Below are 21,249 nucleotides of genomic sequence, written 5' to 3' on the forward strand. Positions count from 1 at the left end.
AATGCTTACGTATTTTAAAGACCACTATACGGATATTGCGACTGTCCAGCAAATCAAACCAGGCAATGCCGTTTGCGGCGACGGGCATATGGTGATTCAAAAAGGCACATACACAGTATGTGCCGTTGTCGATGGTTTAGGGAGCGGCCAAGGGGCTTACCATTCTACTATAACTGCACTAGAAGCGGTACAAACGTATCATGCTGAATCGGTCGATGTGATTCTTGAACATTGCAATAGGGCTTTAATCCACCAACGGGGCGCTGTTATTACAGTCGTTAAAATTGATTACGAAAGCAACATCCTCCATTATGCAAACTTCGGAAACATTGGCTTTGTCTTGTTCCATCCTGACGGCTCGTTTATTCAGCCAATGCCGGCGCGGGGTTATTTGTGTGGCCGCAAAAGCCAAATCAAAAGCGACAAGTTTTTATATTCTCCTGGTAGCGCCTTTATGATCTATACAGATGGCGTCGACCGGCTTCCGCCAAAACAAGCGTTAATTGACCAGAGTGGCTTATACAACGTAAGTGAGAACGTGGTGGCAGCCAAACGGTTTAATCAAAAAGATGACGCGACGTTAATGGTCGGCAAATTTAGAGTGCCTGCTCCGGTACATAGGGGATAGGGCGATAAGCGAAAAGAAACACCTTACAGGGCGAGGTGTTTCTTTTTTGTTTATTTGCTTTTGTGCTATGATAAACGGAGATTGGAGGACGGTAAGGCAATGGAGGAATTGGTAAACGAAACGGTAACGGAAACAGGCTTAGCGCCGAAACAAGTTAGGCAAGTTGTCGAGTTGTTAAAGGAAGGCAATACGGTCCCTTTTATTGCTCGATACCGGAAAGAACAAACAGGCGGTCTTGATGAATTGCAAATCAAAGCAATCGCCGATGCGCATGAATATGCTGAAAACGTCATGCAACGGCGAGAAGAAGTGCTACGCCTCATTGATGAACAAGGCAAATTGACAGCCGAATTAAAGGCGCAAATTAAAGCGGCCCGAAAGCTGCAAACATTAGAAGACTTATACCGGCCATATAAACAAAAGCGACGCACTCGGGCAACCGCAGCAAAAGAAAAAGGGCTTGAGCCATTGGCGCAAGAAATATTGTCTTTTCCGAGAGAATTTTCGCTAGAAACAGCGACAACGCCCTTTATCAATCAAGAATTAGGAGTGCCAGACAGTGATACCGCAATCGCTGGCGCGAAAGATATACTAGCAGAGATGTTTGCCGAAGACCCAGAAGTACGGTCGAGGCTCCGTGAACGGGCATTAAAGCAAGCGACAGTTGAAACAAGCCGAAAAAATGGCGGCGCAGAAGATGAAAAAGGCGTCTACGCCCTTTATTATGATTTCCAAGAGCCTATTAAAAAAATGGTGCCCCACCGGACACTCGCCGTTAACCGCGGTGAGCGAGAAGAGGTATTGCGCGTTCACGTACGCTTCCCAAGCGATGCCTTTATCGACCAAATCAAACGCCTCACCATCAAAAAGCATGGTTCACCGGTCGTTCCCATTGTCGAAGAGGCGATTGAAGATGCTTACAAGCGTTTGGTTGAGCCTTCACTAGAAAGGGAAGTACGGGCATTTTTGACTGAAAAAGCGGAAGAGCAGGCGATCACGATTTTCGCAGAAAATGTAAAGCAACTGCTCTTGCAGCCGCCGATGAAAGGCAAAGTCGTGTTAGGCATCGATCCAGCTTTTCGGACAGGCTGCAAATGGGCGGTTGTAGATGCGACAGGCAAAGCGCTTGAAGTAGGGGTCATGTATCCAACAGCGCCACACCATAAAACAGAAGAAGCAGCAGCGATCATACGGAATGTGACGACAAAATACGGCGTCAAAATGATTGCCATCGGCAACGGAACAGCTTCCCGTGAAACCGAGCAATTTATCGCAAGTACGATTAAAGAGATCGATGATACGCTTTACTATTGTATCGTTAACGAAGCGGGGGCGAGCGTCTATTCTGCTTCTGAAATCGCCCGCACTGAATTCCCTGATCTCCAAGTCGAGCAGCGGAGCGCGATCTCCATTGCCCGTCGCCTGCAAGACCCGTTGGCGGAGCTAGTCAAAATTGATCCAAAATCGGTTGGCGTCGGCCAATACCAGCATGATGTGTCACAGAAAAAGCTAAATGAGTCGCTTGCTTTTGTCGTGGAAACAGCCGTCAACCGTGTCGGCGTCAATGTCAATACTGCTTCAGCAGCATTGCTTTCTTATGTGGCTGGGCTTAATAAAACGCAAGCGACCAACATTGTTGCCTATCGAGACGAACACGGGCCATTTACAACAAGAACAGCATTAAAAAGCGTTCCCCGTTTAGGCGCCAAAACATATGAGCAATGCATTGGCTTTTTACGTGTCCCAGACGGCAAAAATCGATTGGATGCGACGGCCATTCATCCAGAAAGCTACAACGAGGCGAAAAAACTCCTTCAGTATGTAGAAGCCGAGCAAAAAGACATTGGCACAGACAAATTGAAACAAAGACTAAACAGCCTCAATCAAGGCGAATTAGCAGAAAAACTTGACATTGGCACGTTAACATTAGCCGATATTATCGACGCACTTGCCCGTCCAAACCGGGATCCACGGGATGAATTAGCAGCGCCACAATTAAAACAAGATGTTCTTAAGATGGAGGACTTGGAAGAAGGTATGGAGCTTCAAGGCACCGTGCGCAATATCGTCGATTTTGGCGCCTTTGTCGATATTGGCGTCAAACAGGACGGTCTCGTGCATGTTTCCAAATTGGCGGACCGTTACATCAAACACCCTATGGAAGTTGTGTCCATTGGCGACGTTGTTACTGTTTGGGTAGAGGGCGTTGACGAGAAAAAAGGACGCATCAGCCTGACAATGAAGGCACCGGTTGTTGTCTAACTGCATGAAGGGAGCGTCTCAAGCTCCCTACATCGGTTCTTTACGTTGAGAAAGCGTGTTTTCTCCATGAGTTGCTTTATAATAAAACCAACATTGATTTAAAAGCTTCAATTGATGGCGGTTTTTTTCAGCATACGCTTTGCGAAGCTGTCTCTTTAACCAAATAGGCATATCGAACGCTCCTCTCATGTTTCAAGTAGTATATGTTAGGCTGTTTGTCAGAGTTGAATAGTTTTTATGGGGGACAAAGAATGACAAACAAAGAATTGCAACAGCTAACAGAAACGATTTCTCTTGCTTTTTTTAAGCGCCCTTTTACACACACGGCCCGTTTCAATAACCGCCTTCGCACAACGGGGGGAAGGTATTTGCTAAAAAGCCACGATATCGAGCTAAACCCAAAACAATATGAGCGCTATGGCAAAGAAGAACTGATCGGCATCATTAAACATGAACTTTGCCATTACCACCTTCATCTCGAAGGGAAAGGCTACAAACATGGCGATAAAGATTTTCAGGAATGGCTTGCCAAAACAGGAGCACCTCGCTACTGCAAAACAGCGCAAGACGAACAGACAGTTCTGGTGTATACATGTACATCTTGTAGCCGAATATACCACCGGCGGCGAAAAATCAATACGCAAAAATATGTTTGTGGCAACTGCCACGGGAAACTAAAATTTTTATCGAAAAAAGTATTGCATCAAAGGAAGTGACTATGCTATATTATAAGAGTCGCCAAGGAGAGGCGGAAAATAGTCTACATATTCCACAGTAGCTCAGTGGTAGAGCTATCGGCTGTTAACCGATCGGTCGCAGGTTCGAATCCTGCCTGTGGAGCCATGGAGAAGTACCCAAGTGGCTGAAGGGGCTCCCCTGCTAAGGGAGTAGGTCGTGTAAGCGGCGCGAGGGTTCAAATCCCTCCTTCTCCGCTCTTCTGGCCCGTTGGTCAAGCGGTTAAGACACCGCCCTTTCACGGCGGTAACACGGGTTCGAATCCCGTACGGGTCATTTGCAAAACGAGGCGCTGAAAGGAAAATGGACATGCTCTGTTCCATTGTTCCTTTCCAGCACCAGTTCGTTTCAATCGCTATTAGAGAATCATGAACGAGACGAAGAGATTTGCAGCTTATCAGCATCATTGTTTGACAAAGAGAAGCAAGAAGTTCGAGGACAAGAAGTGCTCGAGGAAAGGAGCGTACAACCGTACGTGACTGACCGAGAGACACGAATTGGACGAAGAAATTCGCCGCTTATCTGCGTCATTGTTTGACAAAGAGAAGCAAGAAGTTCGAGGACAAGAAGTGCTCGAGGAAAGGAGCGTACAACCGTACGTGACTGACTGAGAGACACGAATTGGACGAAGAAATTCGCCGCTTATCTGCAGTCAAAATGGAGGATTAGCTCAGCTGGGAGAGCATCTGCCTTACAAGCAGAGGGTCGGCGGTTCGATCCCGTCATCCTCCACCATCAACAAGGTCCGGTAGTTCAGTCGGTTAGAATGCCTGCCTGTCACGCAGGAGGTCGCGGGTTCGAGTCCCGTCCGGACCGCCATCTATAATTACATTTAAATTGCCAGCGGGTGTGGCGGAATTGGCAGACGCGCTAGACTTAGGATCTAGTGTCTTTATGACGTGGGGGTTCAAGTCCCTTCACCCGCACCAGAATACGCGGTTGTGGCGGAATGGCAGACGCGCTAGGTTGAGGGCCTAGTGGGAGTTAAATCCCGTGGAGGTTCGAGTCCTCTCAACCGCATACAGAAAAAACGTAGGAGTACCAAAGGTTTGAAGCACCTTTGGTATTTTTTAATGCGCTCATTTTCTAGGGGAAAATGGGTGTTTTTTTATGCCCAACTCGCCACAAACTCGCCACAAGGTGAAAAAACATGATTTTTAGCTTATGACATAACTGACGTATTGTTCGGAAGTAGGTGATAAGCCTTTAGGTTCTTTACGAGTGTGCTGTCTTGAAAACCGACAAACCCAAAAAAGAGGAACGTAAACGATAAAAAATAACCCTGCCGAAGCAAGGCCTTCTTCCTTCTCATATTTGTATTATGCGCTTCCCACGTCCCCCACCAGCTTCCAATGAACGATGCGCTCCAGCAATATCGGAAAGAGGGTAAATGCTATCAATAATTGGTTTAATAGCGCCGGAATCTACATAACCTGCTAATTCCTTAAGAAGATCGGTTTTTGGACTCGCACTAAACGTTTGAACTCTACGAGAACCGAACATAGTTGATGCTAGTATATAGGAAAAGGAGGTGAAGCTGGGAAAACTAATTGTGACCATCCTTCCATTCCTTGCAAGCAAGCGCCTGTAGTGTTTGAGGTCTGTTCCCACTGTGTCCATAATGACATCAAACTCTTCAAGAATAGTTGGGGATATTTGCGAATAGTCAAACACTTGGTCTGCACCGATCTCCTGCAAAAATTTAAGATGTTTCGCGTTTGCAAGTGCAGTTACATGTGCACCTAACATGCGGCCAATTTGGACAGCAATACTACCAACTCCCCCGCTTGCACCACGCACAAGTAGCCTTTCGCCCTTTCTGAGTTTTGTTTTATATCGTAAGGCAATGATTGCGGTAGCACCAACTCCTGGCAATGCCGCAGCTTGTAAAAGATCAATTTTCGTGGGGCTTTTTGATAAATGTTTGGGCAAAGTAGTTACATATTCAGCGGCACTTCCAACCTGGCTTTTCAAGTTCATAGGAAGAACTCCCCACACTTTGTCGCCTAATTGAAAATTTGTAACATCTGATCCAATTCCAGCGACCTCATCAGCAAAGTCAATTCCAGTGCCTTTGGGGAATTTTCGTCCCGTTAACATCTTCAGTTTTCCGGACCGAAACATAATGTCCATTGGATTTACACTTGTTCCATGGACACGAATGAGTACCTCTTCTGGCTTTACTACTGGTTTTGCTATATAACCTTCGTAAAAAACATCTGGTGATTCGTAATTGTTGTATTGTGCAGCCAGCATCTCATTTTTGTTGAACACAACGTTTTTTTCTATTTTCGTCATTTATTTACGTTCTCCTTTGATACCGAGGTTTACTCGGAAATAAAAATCGTTATGTATTTTTAGCTACTGATATTCGATATGCATTCGTCCAAACAGCAGGAAAAGATGGGGATGTGAAAAACCAAACTCTATATTGGTATTCTCAAATTTTGCTACAAATCTCTAGTCAGCAAATTAACTTTCTGCGAACTGCGATCCAAAGCTTGTCTTTGTAATGCTACTGTATTGATTTTGATATTCATCAACTTAAACACTCCTTTTATTGTTAAAACCAACGATGATTTAATTTCTAATTTGATTATAATTAAAGATATATATATAACATGTACGCATAATAAACTGTCTAAGTAAGAAAAAAATGACTAAGGAAGGAACAAATTATGCCTGATGATCAGTTAAACAAAGAGTTAGCTCCAGCCAGTTACGCATTAAAAGTCTTATCAGGAAAATGGAATTTATCTATACTAGCTGTATTATGCAGTAACAAAATCATTCGGTATAACGAATTAAAAAGACAAGTGATTGGTATTACAGGGACAATGTTAAATCAATCTCTAAAGGAAATGATTGAACACGGGATTGTTCAAAGAGTTCAATATAATGAAGTTCCACCTAAAGTTGAGTATTCATTAACGGAGGCAGGGATTGAACTTATTCCTATATTCGAACAACTTGTTTTGTGGGGAGAAAAAAACCTAGAAAGAACGAAATGGTCAAATAGTACAGATACAGAATAAAGAAGAGATAAGAGTACTTGTACACAACGGATTATCCTTCAGTAAAAACTGCCTAGAATCATCATTAACTAGTTTAGAACATTATTAGGCAATTGACATACATTAAGAATAGGAGGTTAAAAATGAATCCTATAAACTGTTATGGCGTTTTAATAAACTTAAGTACTTTTAGAGTAAATACAGAAGTCAGATAAAAAGCTTGCAAACATACATGTTTACAAGCCTACACACAAAAATTACGATTCCATAGCATCTGCTTTTGTTTGTTGGATTGTACCATAAGGATGATGTGGAGGCGCATAGATGGAATAAAGTTTTAAAGGTACAGGGCCAGTATTGGTAACATTGTGCCATGTGCCAGCAGGAACCATAATCGCGCTATCGTCGGAAACATTTGCTTGATACGTTAAATGATTTGGGCTGCTACCCATTTGTACCAAGCCTTGACCTTGTTCTATCCTGAAAAATTGATCCGTTTGAGGGTGTATTTCTAATCCGATATCGTCACCGACATTAATGCTCATTAAGGTTACTTGTAGATGTTTTCCAGTCCAAATGGCAGTGCGGTAGGTATTATTATTTTTGGAAGCTTGTGAGATGTTTAATGTAAAGGGCTCTTTACCAAAGTCCGTTTTGGGTTGTTGGTATGGCACTGTTCTGTACATGTTATGTCTTTGGTAATAGGGAAAATCTCTACATTCATTCAGGTTTTGGGGAATGTTGTAAAATAAATTATGATAATAATTCATAGCAAATCTCTCCTTGGGCTTTTTTTACAGTATATGCAATCGCCTAGTAAGAGTGTTAACGAGTATCTATTTGCTTTTGTAACTTGGATGACAACGTATAATCGCTTAGCAACAAAGCCGCCCCGTATGACAACACTGTTGCATAAGCCGCTTTTAAAGCCATTAAAATGGAGTTTGTATCGAGAAGGGTTTTCCTAATCAACACGAACTCAACCACATCAGTAAAACGCAAGAATACCAAGGGTTAAGAGCGCCCTTGGTATTTTTTATATGCTGATTTTCAAAAGAAGTCGTTTAAGCGATGATTTTGTTTAACTAGTAGGAAGTTGTAGATTTAATTTACTACAATCGAGACACAGCCAATAAATACAGAATAAAAGTGTAACGGATATTAAAATATAGAAGATATACTTTAAGCCAATCCCTCTGTTGCCGTTATAGAGCAATAAAAATGGAAGAGCGAAAACCATCATCCATTGATAGTCTGCAAACGGAAACAAATAGGTGTGAATGACTGGATTTCCGTAATTGTTCACCTTTAAGTGAAGCATATAAAAACACAAGGAGAAGGAGGTATATAGAATAATTAAATTGATTCGGTTCGATAAAGTAAGATAAAATATAGCTCCAAGTACAACCCCTAAAAAAGTGCCTTCCACAAAGAGGATATTACCAAATACTGAACCTAAAAAGTAGTATGTACCTGATGGATCACTTAGTCTTAATACCTCATATTTTTCAACTAAAACGAAACATAAAATAAGAGTTGATAGTTGCCAAATGATGAAGAAAAACAAGTTTTTTGCTTTAAAGTTGTCTAGTAAAAGTACCACTACCGCAACAACAAATAAAGAACTAAAAAAATTATTCCAAATATAGAAATGCGTATAATCAAATAGTTGATTCAGTACCATATTTACAATCGCCATACTTAATGAAAATAAGTATAACCGAATAAGGTATTTCTTTTATTCATAGTGTGTTTAATCCCTAAAACAACACAATAAATAAAAACAGGGGCGGATATTCTTCCAATCCAATTAAACCATTCCGGTGTCTCAGGAAAAAATTGCCCGATGTGATCAATGAACATAGCGCATAAGGCGATCATTTTCAATGTAGTCGTCGACATAAATTCCCTCTCCTAGTATACTCATTATTTTATAGTACACTGATCACAAGAAATCAGATACATATAAAAATCGTCAATGGTGAGGACTGTAAATGAACATAATGAGGGATAAGACTTACGGATTATAAATGATTTAATTGATTTGGGTTATCTTTAAAGGCGCTTGGAATGTTGAATAAGTTCTTGCAACAAAACTTGTGACTCTAAACCTTCTCTTGCTGGTACACTCGGCTCAATATTTTGTTGAATACATTGAATGAAATGGTTCACAGCATGCTGAAATCCTTTTTGTTCTAGGATCGATTCCCAGGAGCCAGAATAAAAAGTGGAAAGTTGATTATCTGTTTCACATTCAAAGATGTTCATGTTCTTCACACGAAAGATTCCACCAGTTGTTACTAATTCTAGTTGTTCTAGATTAGTGCCTGCACTCCTATGCATGGAACTGTTAAAGATGATATTGTCATCTGACTGGAATTGTTGCTGTGTAAAGGCTAACTTAGAATCAATCGTTTTCAAAAAGCCATTTTCAAAACGTATGTCTCCATCCGAAAGCCATCTAACTGTATCTACTAGGTGGAGATAGTCATCTAACAGGATGTGTTCGTAAGAAAGCGTATCATTGATTGAGGCGATTCTATGTTTTTCAAGGTTTATCCAAGCAGTGTCTTTCTCTTTCAGTAACTTTTTTAATTTCACATACATCGGTGAGAAGCGCCGATTAAATCCAACCATCAGCTTCCTGCCAAGCGCCTCACTTAAATGAACCAATTCCTCCGCCTGTTCAACAGTAGCTGCTAATGGTTTATCGACATAAACATCGATTCCATCACGAAGAAGTTGAGATACAATTTCATAATGTGTTTCTGTTGAGCTATGAACAAAGATGGCATCACATGATTCACTTAACGTAGATAGATCTTCAAATGCTTTGATGCGATAGTGGTTGCATATTTGTTCTCTTTTTTGTTTATTCGGCGAGTATGCTCCGACAAAGGTCCAATCTACTTCTCTTGATAAAATAGGTAAATACGCTTTTTGAGCAATCCCACCTAATCCAATCATTCCAATTCTAGGTTTCATCTAACTTATCCTCCAATTAGCCTTTACTTATATTGTTTAGCTTCTTCCAAAGCATTTACGGTGAAAATTAATAGATATACAGAATATCTTGCTTTCTTCTTCAAGCTATAATTTACTGTTTAGATATAGTTATCATATACCATAAGTGAAGCAATCTCACCGGTCTGAAAAATAAGATTTTTTTAGGGGATATGATGACATGCATATAAATTCGATGCCGTTTCTACCCTGATATTCACACGTTATACCGCTATGGCAAAAAAACTAAAATTAATTTGCCATTACTTCCGTTTTCTGTTATGATAAAGGGAATTATTTTTGTTCGGTGTAAAGGATAGTATGAATATTGACTTTTCGTCTTGATGATACTTTGGACAAGAGTAGTAATATAATGTGTGGCAACGCACTAGGAGGCAACAAAAATGGAACAAGGTACAGTGAAATGGTTTAATGCAGAAAAAGGTTTTGGTTTTATCGAACGCGAAGATGGAGACGATGTATTCGTACACTTCTCTGCTATCCAAAGTGAAGGATTCAAATCTTTAGACGAAGGTCAAAAAGTAACGTTTGACATTGAGCAAGGTGCTCGTGGAGCTCAAGCAGCTAACGTTCAAAAAACTGCTTAATTAATTTTCATACAAACAGGCTCCTTATATAGGGCCTGTTTTTTTATGTTCTCTGTATCATGCTCACTAAAAATCCTACTTGAACGTCTTTGAAATGATGACTTTTAATCATAATATTACCAAAAAATTTAGTGAATTTTTGAGGTGCAATCATGTCTATCTTTAACAGAAACTTTTTATTTGATTTTCGGTGATTCCTTTAATGACTTCCAGTTCACTAAGCAAAAATTCATAGGCATTATCCAACATTTCTTTTTCGCTTGTATTAAGTGCTTTTTCTTTCTTAATACGCATTAAATCGCGTACAACTTCAGCACCTTCTTGTATGTCACCCATTTTTATTTTGTCCGCGTTTACTTTATACCTTTGTTTCCACGGCAGTAACGTATCTGATTCTCCGTGCTGAAATATGTGTATAATGTGGTTTATCGCAAGTATATCAGTAACTGGCCGTATACTTGAACTCACTATTTTGCTCGTTGGAATCATAACTTTCATATTGTTGATTGACATTTTTATGATATAATACTGTTGTTTTTCCTCTAAAAATTCTATTTCTTCTATCGCCTCAATTACCCCTGCTCCGTGCATCGGATAAACAATGTTATCGCCAATTTGAAACATACAATCCACCTCCATATACGGGACTTTCTTAAGGTTACCATACATTTGTTTATTTAACAAATTTTTAATTATAACACGATGATTTTTTTATTGTCAACAGCTTTTTTTCGATATCAATCTTAAGCAAAAGACGACATGATCGCTTCGTCGGTCACGGTGTAGGACGTTATACGATCAGCAATTATTTATTAAATCAAGAACTCTTGATTTTTAGTTTATTGTCCTTTAGAATGGACTTAAATCAATTTTTTTTGATTTAAAAGTTGAGGTGCTATCATGAAACAACCTGTTAATAATCATCTTTCCAATCAAGAATTAGAGGATTTCCAAACCAAGTTTAAGGCATTAGCCGACACAAAACGTTTACGTCTGTTAAATGTCCTTAGTCTAAAAGGTAAAACGTGTGTATGTGATCTTACGGAAGAGATGCAAATGAGCCAATCTAAGCTATCCTACCACCTGAAGATTTTAGTCGACGCAAATTTGTTGAAAATGGAAACAAAGGGTACTTGGAGTTATTACAGTGTTAATGAGACAGAAGTTGATGCCTTACTGTCGGAACAACTCTGCTGTATATTAAAACCGTCTAAGTAACGGTTTTAATTATAAATTGTTAAATCAATTTTTCTTGATGGAGGTGAGTGGCAAGTTGAGGATACTAAAACGTTTCTTTTCTCCTTTTAACAAATGTTGTAAAGAGCCAGTAGATGAGATGAAGCAATTGCTAAAAGAAGAGAGGATGGAACAAGTAAAAGATCAAGTGGTGCTTCGTTACTATCAAAATGGGGCTTGCTGTGTTTATTAAATCAAATTTTATTGATATAGAGGAGGAATAATAATGGTGAATGTGCACATTGGGCTTAATGTAAAAAATTTAAGTGAAAGTCAAACCTTTTATAAACGATTCTTAGGCGTGAAACCGGTAAAAGTAAAAGACGATTATGTCAAATTTCTGACACAAGAACCTAATTTAAATTTGACGTTAACACAAAAAAATAAAGTGGCTGGAAATCAAATTAATCATTTAGGTATACAGGTTGAGACCAAAGAAGATGTACTTAAACATAAAGAAAGGCTCGAACGTGAAGGTTTCTTTGTCCGTGAAGAATTGAATACTACTTGTTGTTATGCTGTACAAGATAAATTTTGGGTAACCGATCCCGATGGAAACAAATGGGAATATTTTTATACAAAACAAGACAGTGAGAAGATAGGCAATACTCCTATATCTTGAATGATAAAAAACGGGTACAAGGTGCTCGTTTTTTTATGGGAACGCATAAATTATTGTCATTTATATTAGCATTTACTTATATAATGATTCCGTTATATAATATTGTTTGGAAGGGGGAAGATCATGAATGGTATTTAAGTCACTGAGCTCCGAAGAAATTGCGAAATGCATGAAAGTGATTAGTGATCCCACTCGGTTGCTCATGTTGAAACTTGTTTCAAAGAAAAAATATTGCGTTTGTCAATTTGTCGATATGTTTGAAGCGAGTCAGCCTTCAATTAGTCAGCATTTAAAGAAACTTAAGGAAGCTGGCCTAGTAGTGGAAACGCGAAAAGGCCAATGGCGTTTTTATTCTTTGAACCAATCCTCTCCGAAAGCTGAATTCGTTCAAGCCATTTTGAAGCAACTTTCAGATCAAGATGAACGCTACCGCAGTCTTTTAGAGAAGGAAATATCTGTAGACTGTGGGTAAAGGGAGGATTAAGCGTTGTTAACGGTTATTTTTGCTTCATTGATTTTTATTATGACGCTCGCGTTGGTTATTTGGCAGCCTCGTAACTTGAATATTGGTTGGTCGGCGTGTGGAGGAGCTATTCTTGCTTTATTACTTGGCGTTGTCTCAATTGCAGATGTGGTTGAAGTGACGGGGATTGTGTGGAATGGCACGTTGACATTTATTGCCGTTATTATTATTTCCTTAATCCTCGATGAGATTGGTTTCTTTGAATGGGCCGCCTTACATATGACCAAGGCAGCGAAGGGGAACGCCAAGCTGATGTTTGTATACGTGTGCATTCTTGGTTCCGTAGTTGCGGCGTTTTTTGCCAACGATGGTGCTGCCTTAATTCTAACGCCAATCGTTTTAGCGATGGTCCGTGCTTTAAACTTTAATGAAAAAATGGTATTCCCTTTTATCATTGCCAGTGGATTTATCGCTGACTCAACGTCTCTGCCACTCATTGTGAGTAACTTAGTGAACATTGTTTCGGCTGACTTTTTTGGCATTGGCTTTATTGAGTATGCGACACGCATGATTGTTCCGAATGTCTTCTCTTTAATCGCGAGTATCCTCGTGTTGTATCTCTACTTCCGAAAAAGCATCCCGAAAAACTATGATTACGAGACGTTGCAATCACCTGCATCGGCAATTAAAGACGATAACATGTTTCGCTTGTCATGGTGGGTGCTTGTTCTATTGTTAATTGGTTACTTAGTTAGTGAGTTTTTGCATATCCCCGTTTCTATTATTGCAGGACTGATTGCGTTGATCTTTTTAGTGATAGCTAGAAAAAGCCCTGTTATTCAAACCCGGTCTATATTGAAAGGCGCGCCATGGAACATTGTTTTTTTCTCGATTGGGATGTATGTGGTCGTGTTCGGCTTACAAAATGTCGGTTTAACAGATTTACTCGCTTTGGGACTTGAGAGGATCGCGGAGCAAGGTGTTTTTGCTGCTACAATGGGGATGGGGTTTGTTGCCGCTGTTTTAAGTTCGATGATGAACAACATGCCAACGGTAATGATCAATGCGATTGCTATTGATACGACGAGCGCGACTGGATTAATGAAGGAAGCGATGGTTTACGCAAATGTGATTGGTTCCGATTTAGGGCCGAAAATAACACCCATTGGTTCACTCGCCACATTATTGTGGCTCCATGTGTTGACACAAAAAGGTGTAAAAATCTCATGGGGTACTTATTTTAAGACTGGTGTAGTCATTACTTTACCTGTGTTGTTTATAACGTTATTAGGTTTATACCTCTGGTTAATGATCATTCATTAAGGAGTGGAAGGCACATGTCAAAGAAAACCATTTACTTTTTATGTACAGGAAACTCATGCCGCAGTCAGATGGCGGAAGGATTTGGGAAGCATTATCTATCAGATGAGTGGGAGGTCTATAGCGCAGGAATTGAAGCCCATGGTTTGAATCCTAATGCCGTAAAAGCAATGAACGAAGTAGGGATTGATATCTCCAATCAAACATCCGATCTCATTCATGTAGACCTGTTAAACAACGCTGACTTTGTTGTGACGCTATGCGGCGATGCAGCAGACAAATGCCCGTTGACGCCAGCACATGTGAAACGTGACCATTGGGGGTTTGATGATCCGGCGAAGGCAGAAGGTACCGAAGAAGAAAGATGGATGGTCTTTCAACGAGTCCGAGATGAGATAGGAACACGTATAAAGAAATTCGCAGAAACAGGAGAATAATGGTATGGAGAAGGCGCAATTTTACAGGATATTGCGTCTTTTTTTCTGATTAATGTGTTTGAATCAAGTTCTCAATGCTACTAAAGGGCCAAGGGGAGAAGAGACATATATACGATTGTCGAACTACTAAGAATAAAGCGGCTTCCTGTTTAATATGATGAAGGGGATTAAAAAAAATGAAACGGGGAGATAACGTGAAGCCGCTAAAAGGGAACTCAAATATTCCGCAGCCTATTCGAGCTGATGGCGCTGGAGGCGTTGATCGTGGTCCGCGGAATTTGATGCGTGATCTCCAAAACCCTAATATACTTGTTCCACCAGAAACCGATCGTGGGTTGATTCCTAATTTGCGTTTTTCTTTTTCCGATGCCCATATGCAATTAAATCATGGCGGTTGGTCAAGAGAAATTACTCAAAGGGATTTGCCGATTGCGACAACACTTGCCGGAGTGAATATGAGTTTAACACCAGGAGGCGTACGTGAGCTTCATTGGCACAAGCAAGCAGAATGGTCCTATATGTTACTTGGCCATGCCCGGATCACGGCTGTTGATCAAAATGGCAGGAACTTTATAGAAGATGTCGGCCCAGGAGACTTATGGTATTTTCCCCCTGGCATTCCCCACTCCATTCAAGGTTTGGATGACGGTTGTGAATTTTTGCTTGTCTTTGATGATGGGATGTTCTCTGATTTAAGTACATTGTCGTTGTCCGATTGGATGGCCCACACACCGAAAGACGTTCTTTCGGCAAATTTTGGTGTACCTGAATCTGTATTTGCAACCATTCCAACTGAACAAGTGTATATTTACCAAGACGAAGTTCCAGGACCGTTGCAGTCGCAACAAATGACCTCCCCTTATGGCGCAGTGCCACAAACGTTTAAGCATGAATTATTAAAACAGCCCCCATTGATCACACCAGGAGGCAGTGTACGTATTGTGGATTCAAGGAATTTTCCTGTTTCCAAAACAATTGCTGCTGCTTTGGTTGAAGTTGAACCAGGCGCTATGCGGGAAATGCACTGGCATCCGAACAATGATGAATGGCAGTATTACTTAACTGGCCAGGCAAGAATGACTGTGTTTACTGGGAATGGTGTAGCGCGTACATTTGATTATCGGGCTGGTGATGTTGGGTACGTCCCTTTTGCCACAGGGCACTATATTCAAAATACAGGCGACGAATCGGTGTGGTTTCTTGAAATGTTCAAAAGCGATCAGTTTGAAGATGTGTCTTTAAATCAATGGTTGGCTCTTACTCCAAAGGAACTTGTCCAACATAATATAAATGTCGATTCCAAGTTTACTGATCAGTTAAGGAAAGAAAAATGGCCCGTTGTGAAGTACCCTACAATATGAATGATGATTATAAGAGTATGGGAACTGAGGAGTACCAAGTCTTTTAGGCTTCGGTGCTTTTTTATGTTTATAAATGACGAGCTATTTTATTATCCTTTAGTATCTTTTTGTATACTATAGAACGTTAATGTGCCTACTTCCTTTCATTATTCTAAGGGTTTATTATGACCTTAATCGATAAACAATAACAGAATGAACAACAACATTGCGCCCCCACTTAACGCTTTGCCTTATATTAAGCTTTGTTTGTAGAATCTATAGGAGGTAAAAAATGAATTCCTATCATAGAAAACCAAATACATTTGTGAACCACGTTCATTTAAAAGTTGAACATTTAAGGCGTTCCCTTGAATTTTATAAAGGCTTAATGGGATTTCAAGTATTAAATCAATCAGGAAAAAAAGCAGTGTTGACAGCAAACGGGACAACGCCTTTGCTTACAATTGAACAACCTGAAAATATTATTCCTAAGCAAGGGCGGACAACAGGTTTGTATCATTATGCTTTACTTTTTCCTACGCGTAAAGATTTAGGGAAACTGATCATTCATCTGTTGAATGAAAAGTATCCATTACAAGGAGCTACCTATCATGGAACTCATGATGCTTTATACTTTCAAGACCCTGATGGTCATGGTATCGAAGTAGCAGTAGACACTGATCCGTCGACATGGAGAAACACAACAGGAGAAATAGATTTTTCGAAGCAAGCTCCAATGGATGTCGAGAGCATTATTGCTGAAGCAAACGGAGAAACATGGAATGGCATTCCAAAAGAAACAATGATCGGTCATATTCATCTACATGTATCTAATTTAGAAAAAACGAAGAAATTTTATCATGAGGGTCTAGGGTTTGATATTACCATGGATATACCAAATCAAATGGCCTTTTTCTCAAGCGGCGGGTATCACCATCATATTGGAACAAATATGTGGTTTGGAAAAAATGCCCCGAAACCTGTGTCCAATAGTGTAAGAATGCTTTTTTATACGGTTGTTATCCCAAGCGAGGAACAAAGAAGATCAATGGTTGTAAAATTAGAGGCTATGGGTTATCGAGTCATAGAAGAGAATGGGGCATTCATTACCGAAGATCCATCTGGAAACCAAATTCATTTGCATGTCGATTAATCAGATTGCCTCACGCATGTCGAATTATAGGATTGTTCGAAACCGACTATTTTGTTATCTACAAAGCAGTCGGTTTTTTTACATAATGAGCTTGGTACAATGATCGATAAAATTTAATTAACACTTGCAAACCATTAACATATTTCCGTCTAAGTCTTCAAAATTAAAGTAATGGTTGTTTTCTATTCCTGTAAAGAGTTTCACGCCTTTACTCTGCATATATTGATAAGCTTCTTCAATATTATTGGTATTGAAATGGAAGGCTGGTGTCTGAAACGTTTTTTCTGGCGAATATATTTTGCTATCTAGTACAATCCCCGTTCCTTCTAATTGAACGACATAAAGGTGACCAAACAGAATCTCCCCATCTCCATTGAAGCCAAAAATATCACAGTACCAATCTTTGGCTTTGTTTATGTCACTGACAGGAATGAATACAGTGCCAATTTGTTTTAATATTGGATTGTCCATGAGCCCAACCCCTCCTAACATTATTTCCCCCGGCAAACTAGAGTTAACTTCATTCTCAACTCCTTCAAACCTTGATAGGTAGCTATTCTGCGCTTAACTTAAAACTCCTGCTTACTGTGGCGACCTGAATGGATGGTGGAAGACAGAATAAGTGGTTCGGTGATTTTAGAATTTTTCATTCGAAAAATGTTGAACAATTTTCTTTCTTAGTGTACTCTGTATATGAAAAAATGTAGGAGGGTGCCAATGGACATATTACATATAACGAGTAGAAAAAGAGAAACATACCAGGTCGAATTAACCCATTCTCCATTATGGGAGTGTGCTTTAGGGATTGCGGCTATTACGAACAAACAATTAATCGACACGCTCGAAAAACCAAACTCCTATTGGCCAACGGTAAAAGAAAATTTTCCGGATGAACTATTGAGTGAATTACTATATGTCGAGGAAAACAATACATGGAAGGCATTATTACAATTGCTTCATTACTATAAAGGAACTAGCCTTTCTGATTTCTGTCAGTATATTAATGAGCTAGACGCTTATGAATTCAAATTTATTTGCTTGCCTTATATTGGGGAACCTTATCAAGAGTTAAGAAAAAGTGCTGCCCAAGGTGATTCTGCTGCCAATTTAAAGCTAATTAAAGCTACTGAGGATAATCCATTTTTTCCACAATACGTAGATTTTCTACTCAAGGTAGAAACGGCACGATTGAAGCAACATCTCACTTATGTCATGACAAGTTGGTTTAATACTGTTATCAAACCTAAATTAGATCGTATTGAGCAGATACTTGAGTTTGATTATAAATCCAAGCTAAATAGGAAACAAAAATTAAACCCGGAGGAGTTGGTCCATTGGGCGACGGGAGGCATTCATTATGTGCCGGAACCTAGTGTTTACAAAGTATTATTAATACCACAATTTATTTATCGTCCTTGGAATATTGAAGCAGACATTGAGGGGACAAAAGTATTTTATTATCCAGTTGCGAATGAAAGCCTTTCGCCAGACGATAAATACATGCCATCAAACTTCTTAGTTCAAAAGTACAAAGCACTTGGAGACGATGTAAGACTCAGAATTGTTAAGTTACTCTTTGAAAAGGAGCGCTCGCTTCAAGACATTACTAACATGTTGGACATGGGAAAATCTACTGTTCACCATCACTTAAAAATCTTAAGAGCTTCAAAAATTGTAAGCATAAAAGAAACGAAATATATTTTAAAAGAAAATGCGTTAAGACTGCTAGCAGAAGAATTAAGCGAGTATCTAAATCACTGATCAAGGGGTTTCTCTAATGAAAACACACCTTTTCAAAAATCGTTCGTTTATTTCTACTTGGGCAGGAAATGGAATTTCAGAAATGGGAGGGGCGTTTGGCACATTTTGCAACTCGATCTTAGTATACCAATTAACCGAGTCAACTTTTGCGTTAGGGAGTATGTGGTTGTTGTATTTTATTCCATCCCTTATTTTGCAATTAATTATTGGTCCATATATTGATCGTTGGAGTAGAAAGTGGATTATGGTCTTGTCTCAATGGACAAGAGGGATGATCTTTTTCATTCCCTTAATAGCGTTATATACTGGAAACCTTGAGGTATGGCAAATATACACTGTACAAATTGTAGTCGGTTTCATTTCGCCGCTCTACGTGCCCGCTAATCATGCAATTACCCCTACAATTGTACCGAAAGAACAATTAAAGTCTGCCAATGCTTATATTGATGGAACGGTTCGTATCATGTCTTTTTTAGCACCAATATTGGCAGGCATTGTCATACAATATTTAGGTTTGGACGTGACGCTTTTATTGGTTAGTATTCTGCTCTTAATGAGTGGCTGTGCCTTATTACTTATAAACGAAGGAAAAAAAGCGGATCAACCTGTACGGAGTACGTGGTTGTTGGAATTTAAAGAAGGCATTTATTTCTTTTTTAAACAACGTATTGTCGTTTGGTTAGGGATTTTTTTAGCTTTTGTTCAGTTTGGAGTAGGTGTAACTATGGTTACAACGCTCCCTTATATAACAGAGGTTTTGAATGGTTCATATGCACAATATGGTTATTTTATGGCAAGTTTCCCTATAGGTTATTTTATAGGAGCGATATTAGTACCGAAAATTGTATTTAAAAGTCGAAGATTAATCATGTTGGGTTCCTTGTTTATCGGTGGAATCACATTTCTCGTTCTGGCCTTTAATCATAGTATACCCTTCGCCATAACAACAGAAATAATAGGCGGTATAGTGATGGCGATTTTTAGTGTACATAATACCACGATTTGTCAGCAAGTGATTCCAAACGACTTAATGGGTAAAGTTTTTTCTGTTCGATTATTCATTATTAGAGGGACAATGCCTCTTGGTGTAATAGTAGGTGGATTATTAAGTGAGGCATTTGGTGTTAGGCCACTTTATTTATTGATCGGGCTGATTATTAGCACAGCGGCTTTTACCGGTCTTACTTTGCCTTTCTTTAAGTTTATTGATAACGAAATAGAAACACTAAAGAAAACGGTCGCTTAATTTACGATGAAAATTTAAGGGAGCTAGTCTAATGATTCGCTTTATAGCTCTTTATTGGTAAATCGGATGTTTTCTCGTTCAGTAATTCAAAAGGGATGTGCCCTAAATGTTAGGGAATGGGGCAAGCACTAGAGCCAAATATAGAAAAGTTATTCGATAAGACGAAATCGCTTCATGAAGGAGCCGTTTTGTTTTCCACTTTTGGCGTCGGAACTTGGTATAACAGACACAAATCGCTTTTTTACGAGACGTCCTTATACGATTCAAGACATATATAGAAAAGAAGAGAAATCGGGAAACAACGTAAGGCCATTCGAGGTTTGCCTCAAATTTAACAGAGAGACGAAGGCACAAGTATTAGATCATTTTCAGGAAGAGGAAATTGTCAATCATTCAGATGGGACCATTCGTGTAACGAAAAATTATTACTCCATTAATAAAGCGATAGCGGAAATTATACGTTTTGGAAACAAAGTCCGCATTCTCTCTCCTAAAGAGTTCATTCTTGAGTTTATGAAGTATCTAGATGATACAAAAGAATTATACAAAGATTATAAGTGACAAACGTAGGTAGCGTTTATATTTTATCACCTAGGGCGCCGATTCCTATGGTCACTGAGCTATAACTAAGGCACTGTTCTGCTGGCACGTGGCTGAATTCAATTGGGAAGGTAGAACTGGCTTCATACCTGTTCTACCTTCTCCCCCATTAATACCCAAAAAAAGCATCCTTCTTAATATTCCGTTTTGAAATGTGTTTGTTTTTCAAGTAAGTGGAAATGGAATCGACCATGGATTTTGGTCCTGCAATAAAGTAAGTGCCATTGTTTTGATGTGAAGCAGTAAACGGATCAATCTCTTGATGCAAGCTGTCTTGTGAATCAAGGTAAGTCACGTGAATGGACGTACGGTTGGCAATGGCATCAAGTTCATCTTTAAATAAGTACGACTTTTTGCTATCGAGATAGAGGAGATGAATCGGTTTGCTGTCCCCAGTCTTTTCTGCCTCTAGTTGTTTAAGGATCGATCGAAATGGGGTGATGCCAATTCCCCCTGCGATCAGGAGTGACGGCTTTTTATCTTCTAGACTGAAAGCTCCTACAGGCCCGCTCATTTTTATTTTCATACCTGGTTTTAATTCGAGCATTGCTTTTTTAAACGCACTGGGGTCATTGCTAATGCGCGTTGTTATTTTTATCACATTCTCTGTCGGGGCAGAAGCTATGCTGAACGGTTTTGTGGGATTTTTCACTTTCTTATGCGTGATACTAAACAATCCATATTGTCCTGCTTTCCATGTTACATCGTGTTCTTTTTCAAAAAGAAAAGAGTACATGTCAGCCGATTCTTTGTAGCTTTGTTGAAATACTAATTCTCTCTTTTTGAATATCGAGAACAAGTCTTGAAAAAATGCCATGTTT

General features: G+C 39.6%; 24 protein-coding genes and 7 tRNA genes. 23 read left to right on the top strand and 8 right to left on the bottom strand.

The genetic code is table 11. The features are described from left to right. Position 1: 1 nt before the first annotated feature. Both N6H06_RS13905 and N6H06_RS13910 read left to right on the top strand, forming a co-directional pair. Positions 2 to 628: a SpoIIE family protein phosphatase gene (locus tag N6H06_RS13905; protein WP_263707228.1), complete on the top strand. Its 627-nt coding sequence runs from the start codon at positions 2 to 4 to the stop codon at positions 626 to 628. A gap of 99 nt (positions 629 to 727) precedes the next feature. Further along, positions 728 to 2,890, top strand: a complete 2,163-nt coding sequence (locus N6H06_RS13910) for a Tex family protein (RefSeq protein WP_213029299.1) — start codon at positions 728 to 730, stop codon at positions 2,888 to 2,890. Positions 2,891 to 2,917: 27 nt separating this feature from the next. Here N6H06_RS13910 and cmpA read toward each other — a convergent pair whose 3' ends face one another. Further along, the gene (gene cmpA / locus N6H06_RS13915; protein ID WP_153020606.1) at positions 2,918 to 3,061 is read right to left on the bottom strand and encodes a cortex morphogenetic protein CmpA; all 144 of its coding nucleotides are present in this window, start codon (positions 3,059 to 3,061) and stop codon (positions 2,918 to 2,920) included. Positions 3,062 to 3,141: 80 nt separating this feature from the next. Between cmpA and N6H06_RS13920 the strand changes: the two genes are divergently transcribed. The 8 genes from N6H06_RS13920 (at position 3,142) to N6H06_RS13955 (ending at position 4,645) form a co-directional block, all read left to right on the top strand. After that, complete coding sequence (locus N6H06_RS13920; protein ID WP_062751345.1) at positions 3,142 to 3,606, top strand: SprT family protein; 465 nt, start codon at positions 3,142 to 3,144, stop codon at positions 3,604 to 3,606. Positions 3,607 to 3,658: 52 nt separating this feature from the next. Continuing rightward, positions 3,659 to 3,733 (top strand) — tRNA-Asn (locus N6H06_RS13925). A 1-nt stretch (position 3,734) separates the two neighbouring features. Continuing rightward, positions 3,735 to 3,822: transfer RNA gene (locus N6H06_RS13930), tRNA-Ser, on the top strand. A 7-nt stretch (positions 3,823 to 3,829) separates the two neighbouring features. Next, positions 3,830 to 3,901, top strand: a tRNA-Glu gene (locus tag N6H06_RS13935). A 383-nt stretch (positions 3,902 to 4,284) separates the two neighbouring features. Continuing rightward, positions 4,285 to 4,360: transfer RNA gene (locus tag N6H06_RS13940), tRNA-Val, on the top strand. Positions 4,361 to 4,367: 7 nt separating this feature from the next. Next, positions 4,368 to 4,444 (top strand) — tRNA-Asp (locus N6H06_RS13945). A 24-nt stretch (positions 4,445 to 4,468) separates the two neighbouring features. After that, positions 4,469 to 4,554 (top strand) — tRNA-Leu (locus tag N6H06_RS13950). Positions 4,555 to 4,560: 6 nt separating this feature from the next. Further along, a tRNA-Leu gene (locus tag N6H06_RS13955) sits at positions 4,561 to 4,645 on the top strand. Between the two features lie 288 nt (positions 4,646 to 4,933). On the opposite strand, the gene N6H06_RS13960 is transcribed toward N6H06_RS13955, so the two are convergent. Next, the gene (locus N6H06_RS13960; protein ID WP_263707234.1) at positions 4,934 to 5,923 is read right to left on the bottom strand and encodes an NAD(P)-dependent alcohol dehydrogenase; all 990 of its coding nucleotides are present in this window, start codon (positions 5,921 to 5,923) and stop codon (positions 4,934 to 4,936) included. Positions 5,924 to 6,303: 380 nt separating this feature from the next. Here N6H06_RS13960 and N6H06_RS13965 point away from each other — a divergent pair, with 380 nt between their 5' ends. Further along, positions 6,304 to 6,660: a winged helix-turn-helix transcriptional regulator gene (locus N6H06_RS13965; RefSeq protein WP_263707236.1), complete on the top strand. Its 357-nt coding sequence runs from the start codon at positions 6,304 to 6,306 to the stop codon at positions 6,658 to 6,660. A 236-nt stretch (positions 6,661 to 6,896) separates the two neighbouring features. On the opposite strand, the gene N6H06_RS13970 is transcribed toward N6H06_RS13965, so the two are convergent. The 3 genes from N6H06_RS13970 to N6H06_RS13980 form a co-directional block, all read right to left on the bottom strand. Then, positions 6,897 to 7,409 carry a cupin domain-containing protein gene (locus tag N6H06_RS13970; protein ID WP_263707238.1) on the bottom strand — a complete coding sequence of 171 codons (513 nt, stop codon included), beginning with the start codon at positions 7,407 to 7,409 and terminating at the stop codon, positions 6,897 to 6,899. 931 nt (positions 7,410 to 8,340) lie between these two features. Next, positions 8,341 to 8,541, bottom strand: coding sequence for a TraX family protein (locus tag N6H06_RS13975; protein ID WP_318527559.1), 201 nt, complete (start codon positions 8,539 to 8,541; stop codon positions 8,341 to 8,343). A 153-nt stretch (positions 8,542 to 8,694) separates the two neighbouring features. Beyond that, positions 8,695 to 9,624, bottom strand: a complete 930-nt coding sequence (locus N6H06_RS13980) for a Gfo/Idh/MocA family protein (protein WP_263707239.1) — start codon at positions 9,622 to 9,624, stop codon at positions 8,695 to 8,697. A gap of 422 nt (positions 9,625 to 10,046) precedes the next feature. Between N6H06_RS13980 and N6H06_RS13985 the strand changes: the two genes are divergently transcribed. Beyond that, the gene (locus N6H06_RS13985) at positions 10,047 to 10,250 is read left to right on the top strand and encodes a cold-shock protein (RefSeq protein WP_062751335.1); all 204 of its coding nucleotides are present in this window, start codon (positions 10,047 to 10,049) and stop codon (positions 10,248 to 10,250) included. 162 nt (positions 10,251 to 10,412) lie between these two features. On the opposite strand, the gene N6H06_RS13990 is transcribed toward N6H06_RS13985, so the two are convergent. Then, on the bottom strand, positions 10,413 to 10,874 hold the full coding sequence (locus tag N6H06_RS13990) for a CarD family transcriptional regulator (protein ID WP_062751333.1): 462 nt from the start codon (positions 10,872 to 10,874) through the stop codon (positions 10,413 to 10,415). 276 nt (positions 10,875 to 11,150) lie between these two features. Here N6H06_RS13990 and N6H06_RS13995 point away from each other — a divergent pair, with 276 nt between their 5' ends. The 8 genes from N6H06_RS13995 to N6H06_RS14030 all read left to right on the top strand — a co-directional run bounded on the left by N6H06_RS13995 (position 11,151) and on the right by N6H06_RS14030 (position 16,821). After that, a complete protein-coding gene (locus N6H06_RS13995) occupies positions 11,151 to 11,468 on the top strand; it encodes an ArsR/SmtB family transcription factor (protein ID WP_062751332.1) in 318 nt (105 codons plus the stop codon). A gap of 55 nt (positions 11,469 to 11,523) precedes the next feature. Continuing rightward, the gene (locus N6H06_RS14000; protein ID WP_193754546.1) at positions 11,524 to 11,679 is read left to right on the top strand and encodes a hypothetical protein; all 156 of its coding nucleotides are present in this window, start codon (positions 11,524 to 11,526) and stop codon (positions 11,677 to 11,679) included. Between the two features lie 33 nt (positions 11,680 to 11,712). After that, on the top strand, positions 11,713 to 12,108 hold the full coding sequence (locus tag N6H06_RS14005; RefSeq protein WP_062751330.1) for an ArsI/CadI family heavy metal resistance metalloenzyme: 396 nt from the start codon (positions 11,713 to 11,715) through the stop codon (positions 12,106 to 12,108). A gap of 127 nt (positions 12,109 to 12,235) precedes the next feature. Then, on the top strand, positions 12,236 to 12,580 hold the full coding sequence (locus N6H06_RS14010) for an ArsR/SmtB family transcription factor (RefSeq protein ID WP_263707245.1): 345 nt from the start codon (positions 12,236 to 12,238) through the stop codon (positions 12,578 to 12,580). A gap of 15 nt (positions 12,581 to 12,595) precedes the next feature. Continuing rightward, entirely contained in the window at positions 12,596 to 13,894 is a 1,299-nt protein-coding gene (locus tag N6H06_RS14015) for an arsenic transporter (RefSeq protein WP_263707247.1), read from the top strand. 14 nt (positions 13,895 to 13,908) lie between these two features. Continuing rightward, entirely contained in the window at positions 13,909 to 14,328 is a 420-nt protein-coding gene (gene arsC, locus N6H06_RS14020) for an arsenate reductase (thioredoxin) (protein WP_213029306.1), read from the top strand. Between the two features lie 176 nt (positions 14,329 to 14,504). Further along, entirely contained in the window at positions 14,505 to 15,689 is a 1,185-nt protein-coding gene (locus tag N6H06_RS14025; RefSeq protein ID WP_062751323.1) for an oxalate decarboxylase family bicupin, read from the top strand. Positions 15,690 to 15,960: 271 nt separating this feature from the next. Continuing rightward, entirely contained in the window at positions 15,961 to 16,821 is an 861-nt protein-coding gene (locus tag N6H06_RS14030) for a VOC family protein (RefSeq protein ID WP_263707250.1), read from the top strand. Positions 16,822 to 16,938: 117 nt separating this feature from the next. On the opposite strand, the gene N6H06_RS14035 is transcribed toward N6H06_RS14030, so the two are convergent. Then, entirely contained in the window at positions 16,939 to 17,292 is a 354-nt protein-coding gene (locus tag N6H06_RS14035; RefSeq protein WP_263707252.1) for a VOC family protein, read from the bottom strand. A gap of 246 nt (positions 17,293 to 17,538) precedes the next feature. On the opposite strand from N6H06_RS14035, the gene N6H06_RS14040 reads away from it, so the two are divergent. The 3 genes from N6H06_RS14040 to N6H06_RS14050 all read left to right on the top strand — a co-directional run bounded on the left by N6H06_RS14040 (position 17,539) and on the right by N6H06_RS14050 (position 20,389). Beyond that, the gene (locus tag N6H06_RS14040; protein WP_263707254.1) at positions 17,539 to 18,582 is read left to right on the top strand and encodes an ArsR/SmtB family transcription factor; all 1,044 of its coding nucleotides are present in this window, start codon (positions 17,539 to 17,541) and stop codon (positions 18,580 to 18,582) included. A 16-nt stretch (positions 18,583 to 18,598) separates the two neighbouring features. Beyond that, positions 18,599 to 19,828 (top strand): MFS transporter, encoded by a 1,230-nt coding sequence (locus tag N6H06_RS14045; RefSeq protein WP_263707256.1) that lies wholly within the window; start codon positions 18,599 to 18,601, stop codon positions 19,826 to 19,828. Between the two features lie 174 nt (positions 19,829 to 20,002). Next, positions 20,003 to 20,389, top strand: a complete 387-nt coding sequence (locus tag N6H06_RS14050; RefSeq protein WP_263707259.1) for a WYL domain-containing protein — start codon at positions 20,003 to 20,005, stop codon at positions 20,387 to 20,389. 148 nt (positions 20,390 to 20,537) lie between these two features. Here N6H06_RS14050 and N6H06_RS14055 read toward each other — a convergent pair whose 3' ends face one another. Next, entirely contained in the window at positions 20,538 to 21,245 is a 708-nt protein-coding gene (locus N6H06_RS14055) for an FAD-dependent oxidoreductase (protein ID WP_062751311.1), read from the bottom strand. Between the last annotated feature and the right edge of the window lie 4 nt (positions 21,246 to 21,249).

The sequence above is a fragment of the Shouchella tritolerans genome, assembly GCF_025770735.1.
Lineage (GTDB): Bacteria > Bacillota > Bacilli > Bacillales > Bacillaceae_D > Shouchella > Shouchella tritolerans.

What these genes read in the sequence shown, in the direction of transcription:
- N6H06_RS13905 (WP_263707228.1), top strand. Translation starts at nt 2, where the DNA reads ATGCTTACGTATTTTAAAGACCACTATACGGATATTGCGACTGTCCAG.
- N6H06_RS13980 (WP_263707239.1), bottom strand. Translation starts at nt 9,624, where the DNA reads ATGAAACCTAGAATTGGAATGATTGGATTAGGTGGGATTGCTCAAAAA.
- N6H06_RS13970 (WP_263707238.1), bottom strand. Translation starts at nt 7,409, where the DNA reads ATGAATTATTATCATAATTTATTTTACAACATTCCCCAAAACCTGAAT.
- N6H06_RS14010 (WP_263707245.1), top strand. Translation starts at nt 12,236, where the DNA reads ATGGTATTTAAGTCACTGAGCTCCGAAGAAATTGCGAAATGCATGAAA.
- N6H06_RS13920 (WP_062751345.1), top strand. Translation starts at nt 3,142, where the DNA reads ATGACAAACAAAGAATTGCAACAGCTAACAGAAACGATTTCTCTTGCT.
- N6H06_RS14040 (WP_263707254.1), top strand. Translation starts at nt 17,539, where the DNA reads ATGGACATATTACATATAACGAGTAGAAAAAGAGAAACATACCAGGTC.
- N6H06_RS14030 (WP_263707250.1), top strand. Translation starts at nt 15,961, where the DNA reads ATGAATTCCTATCATAGAAAACCAAATACATTTGTGAACCACGTTCAT.
- N6H06_RS13910 (WP_213029299.1), top strand. Translation starts at nt 728, where the DNA reads ATGGAGGAATTGGTAAACGAAACGGTAACGGAAACAGGCTTAGCGCCG.
- N6H06_RS14005 (WP_062751330.1), top strand. Translation starts at nt 11,713, where the DNA reads ATGGTGAATGTGCACATTGGGCTTAATGTAAAAAATTTAAGTGAAAGT.
- N6H06_RS14050 (WP_263707259.1), top strand. Translation starts at nt 20,003, where the DNA reads ATGAAGGAGCCGTTTTGTTTTCCACTTTTGGCGTCGGAACTTGGTATA.
- N6H06_RS13975 (WP_318527559.1), bottom strand. Translation starts at nt 8,541, where the DNA reads ATGTCGACGACTACATTGAAAATGATCGCCTTATGCGCTATGTTCATT.
- N6H06_RS13960 (WP_263707234.1), bottom strand. Translation starts at nt 5,923, where the DNA reads ATGACGAAAATAGAAAAAAACGTTGTGTTCAACAAAAATGAGATGCTG.
- N6H06_RS13995 (WP_062751332.1), top strand. Translation starts at nt 11,151, where the DNA reads ATGAAACAACCTGTTAATAATCATCTTTCCAATCAAGAATTAGAGGAT.
- arsC (WP_213029306.1), top strand. Translation starts at nt 13,909, where the DNA reads ATGTCAAAGAAAACCATTTACTTTTTATGTACAGGAAACTCATGCCGC.
- N6H06_RS14045 (WP_263707256.1), top strand. Translation starts at nt 18,599, where the DNA reads ATGAAAACACACCTTTTCAAAAATCGTTCGTTTATTTCTACTTGGGCA.
- N6H06_RS13965 (WP_263707236.1), top strand. Translation starts at nt 6,304, where the DNA reads ATGCCTGATGATCAGTTAAACAAAGAGTTAGCTCCAGCCAGTTACGCA.
- N6H06_RS13990 (WP_062751333.1), bottom strand. Translation starts at nt 10,874, where the DNA reads ATGTTTCAAATTGGCGATAACATTGTTTATCCGATGCACGGAGCAGGG.
- N6H06_RS14055 (WP_062751311.1), bottom strand. Translation starts at nt 21,245, where the DNA reads ATGGCATTTTTTCAAGACTTGTTCTCGATATTCAAAAAGAGAGAATTA.
- cmpA (WP_153020606.1), bottom strand. Translation starts at nt 3,061, where the DNA reads ATGCCTATTTGGTTAAAGAGACAGCTTCGCAAAGCGTATGCTGAAAAA.
- N6H06_RS14025 (WP_062751323.1), top strand. Translation starts at nt 14,505, where the DNA reads ATGAAACGGGGAGATAACGTGAAGCCGCTAAAAGGGAACTCAAATATT.
- N6H06_RS13985 (WP_062751335.1), top strand. Translation starts at nt 10,047, where the DNA reads ATGGAACAAGGTACAGTGAAATGGTTTAATGCAGAAAAAGGTTTTGGT.
- N6H06_RS14035 (WP_263707252.1), bottom strand. Translation starts at nt 17,292, where the DNA reads ATGGACAATCCAATATTAAAACAAATTGGCACTGTATTCATTCCTGTC.